General features: G+C 67.6%; 6 protein-coding genes. 3 read left to right on the forward strand and 3 right to left on the reverse strand.

The features are described 5' to 3' along the window. Positions 1-58: 58 nt before the first annotated feature. The 3 genes from DMB80_RS28295 to DMB80_RS27595 all read left to right on the forward strand — a co-directional run bounded on the left by DMB80_RS28295 (position 59) and on the right by DMB80_RS27595 (position 1,437). The gene (locus DMB80_RS28295) at positions 59-550 is read left to right on the forward strand and encodes a hypothetical protein (protein ID WP_162938734.1); all 492 of its coding nucleotides are present in this window, start codon (positions 59-61) and stop codon (positions 548-550) included. Positions 551-642: 92 nt separating this feature from the next. Beyond that, positions 643-1,110, forward strand: coding sequence for a hypothetical protein (locus DMB80_RS27590; RefSeq protein WP_111512737.1), 468 nt, complete (start codon positions 643-645; stop codon positions 1,108-1,110). Between the two features lie 24 nt (positions 1,111-1,134). Then, entirely contained in the window at positions 1,135-1,437 is a 303-nt protein-coding gene (locus DMB80_RS27595; RefSeq protein WP_111512738.1) for a DUF3297 family protein, read from the forward strand. Here DMB80_RS27595 and DMB80_RS27600 read toward each other — a convergent pair. The 3 genes from DMB80_RS27600 to DMB80_RS27610 form a co-directional block, all read right to left on the reverse strand. Beyond that, positions 1,425-2,069, reverse strand: a complete 645-nt coding sequence (locus DMB80_RS27600) for a hypothetical protein (protein ID WP_111512739.1) — start codon at positions 2,067-2,069, stop codon at positions 1,425-1,427. The two genes, DMB80_RS27595 and DMB80_RS27600, sit on opposite strands and share 13 nt — an antisense overlap. 76 nt (positions 2,070-2,145) lie before the next feature. Further along, entirely contained in the window at positions 2,146-2,439 is a 294-nt protein-coding gene (locus DMB80_RS27605; RefSeq protein ID WP_240431420.1) for a hypothetical protein, read from the reverse strand. Between the two features lie 280 nt (positions 2,440-2,719). After that, a complete protein-coding gene (locus tag DMB80_RS27610) occupies positions 2,720-4,207 on the reverse strand; it encodes an HNH endonuclease signature motif containing protein (RefSeq protein ID WP_111512740.1) in 1,488 nt (495 codons plus the stop codon). Between the last annotated feature and the right edge of the window lie 142 nt (positions 4,208-4,349).

The following is a 4,349-nucleotide window of genomic DNA, read 5'->3' on the forward strand; positions in this document are numbered from 1 at the left end:
TTTTTTTTTGAAGAAGAGGAAGGCAGACGTGGTCTAGTACGGTGTAGTGGGTTGGGAGATGTGTAGAAGGGCCAGGGGCCGCGGTGGCGACGGAGGTACCGGTGGTACCGGTGGTACCGGCGGCGACGGCGGCATGGGCGGCACCGGCGCTGCGGGCGGGCCGGGCGGCAACGGCGGTAACAGTGGCACCGTTACCAGCACCGGTGTGAAGGGTTCGTCACCCGGTCGCGGGGGTATCGGCGGTGCCGGCGGCCTTGGCGGCGCGGGCGGTACGGCCGGTGCCGGTGGTGCAGGCGGATTGGCTGGCGCCGCGGGAGCCGGCGGGACTGGCGGAACCGGTGGGGCTGGCGGAGCGGGCGGATCGGGCGGTCACGGCGGGCTGCTGGGCACCCGCGGCGCCACGGGCGCCACCGGACTCAACGGCGGCACAGGTGCCACCGGCGCAGCCGGCGCGGGCGCCAAGGGTGCGACGGGTGCACCTGGCGTATCCGGTGCGACGGGCAAGTCCGGCGCCAGCGGCGCCAAAGGTCAAGACGGACACAGCGATTAAGGCTGACCAAGCCGGTCAACAGCACACCAGCAGCTCGACGGGTAGCCGACGGCACCCGTGGGGTCCTGGTAGGGCTGCAGACCGCACATCCGTTGCTGTCGTCGTTCTGTGATGATGGGCTCTCACTCATCGCTCGGTACTGGGCAGGCTCGACCGGCGCCAGCTGTCAGGCGAACTCGCACTGGCACAACGGAATCGGTGATCCGGCCCGGCTCGAGGTCGGTGAGGACCATCGGAAGCTGTTCGACACCTTCGCCCGGGCTTTTGCAGCTACCCAGTCCGCGCACCGCGATGGAGTGGGCGCGGGCGGCGGCGCCAACGAGGTGGCGTTCGCGCCGGACGCCCCGCGATTCACCGCCGGCGACATCTCCCAGGACAATCTCGGCGGATGCGTGCGCCAAGTCATCACCGGCCTGGAAAGAACGTGCGGCGGCGCGGGAGTGACGTATCAGCGGAACCTGGCATCGACCACGACGTTCACCATCGAGGTTTTCTGGTGTCCCGCCGCTCGCAGTGGCCTGATCCCTCGGCTGCTGACCTCCCCGCCTGCTGACCACTGATGGCCGGCGGTAGGTTCATGGGCCATGCCCGACGATCAGACCCCAGACGTCCCGCCGAATCACCTCTCCATCGATCCGCGCAGTCCGTTCTATGACGAAGAGGTGCTCACCCGCGACGTCGGCATCCGCTTCAACGGCGTCGAGAGGACCAATGTCCACGAGTACGACGTGGACGAGGGGTGGGTGCGTGTGGAGGTGCCCACGGCCAGGGACCGTCGCGGGAATCCGATGGTCGTGAAGCTCAGCGGGACGGTCGAACCGTATTTCCGCGAAGCGCAGTGGGCGCCTAGCGTCGTGAGCCGCCTTCCGTGTGCTCAGTGCGCGTGATCGTGGATCTCGTGACTGGTCAGGGGTTCGGCCGCGGGGGTAGGCGCAGGGCCTAGCGCCGGTGGCGTAGTTGCCGCTTCGGGGACCTCGGCGTGATGGTCGTCGGCCTGACCATGACCCCCCGTGTGATGGTCGCCGTGCTGTAGACCGGAAGCCACTCCCACGGTCGACGCCATGGCGACGACACCCACGGCGCCGACGAAGATCGCCGCACTGGCGAACGCGGGCACGGGCGCCCCTCGCATACCCCGGTACCAGACCCAGCCGGCGCCCATCACCACGTACATCTGGAGCAGCATCGCGCAGACGTCGGCGCCCGCGATCAGCTCGACGTGTCCGGCGTCGGGGCCGAATGGCGCACCCGCGGTGCGGGAAATCGCCCACAGAGCAAGCGCGCCGGCGTTGACCAGGACGCCGGCGGTCAGCACCGGGATGGTTGTGTGCACGAGAGCGGTGCGCGCCCACACCAGCTGAAAGAGCGCGAGGGACAAGAAGAACACGCCTGAAGGGGCCCACTGCTGCCAATGGGTCGGGACGACTGCGACATGAACGACCGCCGCACCCAGCGACGCCAACGCCGCAAGGCGAACTGCCAGTCTGCTGTCCGTCGTCTTCACGGTGTACGGCGCCACTCGTCAGATGATGTCAGCACAGCGACCAGTCAGAAACTCCGTGACACCACTTCGCCACCCGAACGAGACGGCTCCGTCATCTGGTGGCGAGCTGAGGTTCTGCTGTTGACGGCTGCTCGGCGGCCGGGGATGAAGGTGACTCATCCTGTCGCCGTGTGGGTCGGTTACCCCAGCCGGCGTACCCCAGCGCCACACTGACTGCGGAATAGACGACGGCTTCGGTCCACATGTAGCCGACACCCCATTGCCTCCCGAGGAAGACGGGTTCGTCGATCATGCCCCGAGACGTCGCCACCGCGTAGGCGGCGTGCGCGTACGCCAGCGCGGCGAACGATCCGGAAAAGAACTTGCACACTTCGCGTTTCATCATGACCTGCCCTTCACTCGGGACCGTCGGGATGACGGTCCTCGGACATGTGCGGTCCGCGGTATCAGTGTCGATCCGCGGCATGGCCACTGAAAGGGAAGGAAGTCACCACCCACGGGGGGACTGAAGGCCATGCTGGGGCGGTCGCAACAGAAGTGGCTGTACGCCAACGGAAAACACTGTGCCCCACTCAATCGGCGCCGCCGAAATCGAAGACGCTGTCGGGCATTTCTGATCGACCTGTGTCGCCTCGCGCCACAGATCGCGTCGTCACCACCCGCCCTCAGGCGGCTTCGTTGTCCGGTGGTGCGGGTCCGCCGGGTTCTGACGGGTCGCCGGTCGAGGGCGACTGCCCCTCGGTCTCGCCGACTGGATCGGTCGGCGCGTCAGCGCCACTTTCTGACTCGTCCTCGGGGCGGAGGAGGCGTTCGGGGGTGTGGTGGGTGTTGATGCGGGTTTGGCCGGTGTCGAGGTTCGGTGGTGGGGTCCATTCGACGTCGTGGCGGGCATTCATGGCGGTACTCCAGCCGCCGGGTCCCACGGCGCGGTTGTCGGGTGGGCAGGCCAGGCCGAGGTCGTCGATGTTGGTCAGCCCGCCCTCGGCCCAGTCGGCGGTGACGTGGTGGACCTGGCAGCCGTAGGCGCCGACGGGGCAGCCGGGTTTGGTGCAGCCACCCTCGCGGGCGATCAACATGATTCTTTGCGCGGCCGAGGCCACCCGCCTCGTGCGGAACAGGTCCAGTGCGGAGCCGGTGGCGCGGTCGAACACCGCCAGGTAGTGGCTCGCGTGGGAACCCATGCGAATCACGTCTTTGATCGGCAGCCGGGTGCCGCCGCCCGTTGTCCCGATGCCGGCTCGGGATTCGAGGTCTTGGAGGGTGGTGCGCACGATGACGGTCACCGGTAATCCATTGAGCTGCCCCAACTCGCCGCTCATCAGGGCGATCCGTCCCACCGCGACCAACGCGTCGTGCTGGCGTTGGGCGAGGCTGCGGTGATCGTTGTCGATCTGCTCTTGGGTCGGCGTCCCGGATGTACACGGCTCGGGGTCATCCGGGTTGCACATGCCCGGGGCGGCGTACTTCGCGAAGATCGCCTCCCACACCGCCGCCGCCTCCGGAGTCAGGTTGGCTCGCCACTCGGTCATGCCGTCGCGACGTTGCGGGCTCTTGTTCAACCCCCGCTTGCGGACGCGTTCGGCGTCGTCGGGTTCGGGCCCGTCCTGATCGAGCAGAAACAGCTCCAGTTCCGCGGCGTCGCGGGTGGCTTTCGGACCGGCACCGGTGGCGATGCGCACCACCTCAGCCTCGAACTGCTCCCGGGTAGTGGCGTCGACAAACCTGGGGAGGTCGTCGACCGCTTTACGGATCACCTCCACATGTTCGGGGGTAATCCGCCCCTCGGCCTGGGCGGCCGCGGTCGCGGGCAGCACCGGGGGTAGGGGTTCTCCGGTCATCGACTGACGCGGGGCAAGTAGCGCCGCCTCACTCAGCCGCCGGTTCGCTTCCGACCCGCTGATCCGGTAGCGGATCGCCAGGACGTCTTTCCAGTTCTTCGCCCCCATCTGCATCGCAGACGTCTCCACCTGCAGTCGAGCCAACGCCCGATGCTGGGCCGCCGGAAGCCGGCACCCCGCGCTTTCGAGCTCGTCGAGCAGCTCCACCACCTCGGCAGCAGTGGACCGATCGAGGCTGCAGGCCAGCACAGCATCGACCGCAGCGCGTAACCCCGCGACCGCCTGCTGCACCTCCACCATAGTTCGAACATACATTCGACCACCGACAACTCCACTGACTCAAACTTTCTGTCAGGGTCGCCGGAGAATGATGGTGACACGTCCAGAAGGAGTGTCAGATGGCCAGATCGCGAAAGGCGAAGGTCAGCGCCGAGGAGAAGACCCGTTTGGTTCTGGC

The sequence above is a fragment of the Mycobacterium kyogaense genome, from assembly GCF_003254575.1.
GTDB classification, from domain to species: domain Bacteria; phylum Actinomycetota; class Actinomycetes; order Mycobacteriales; family Mycobacteriaceae; genus Mycobacterium; species Mycobacterium kyogaense.

Bases quoted from the DNA above. Each gene is read 5' to 3' on its own strand.
- DMB80_RS28295 (WP_162938734.1), top strand. From the start codon at position 59: ATGTGTAGAAGGGCCAGGGGCCGCGGTGGCGACGGAGGTACCGGTGGT.
- DMB80_RS27595 (WP_111512738.1), top strand. From the start codon at position 1,135: ATGCCCGACGATCAGACCCCAGACGTCCCGCCGAATCACCTCTCCATC.
- DMB80_RS27605 (WP_240431420.1), bottom strand. From the start codon at position 2,439: ATGATGAAACGCGAAGTGTGCAAGTTCTTTTCCGGATCGTTCGCCGCG.
- DMB80_RS27610 (WP_111512740.1), bottom strand. From the start codon at position 4,207: ATGTATGTTCGAACTATGGTGGAGGTGCAGCAGGCGGTCGCGGGGTTA.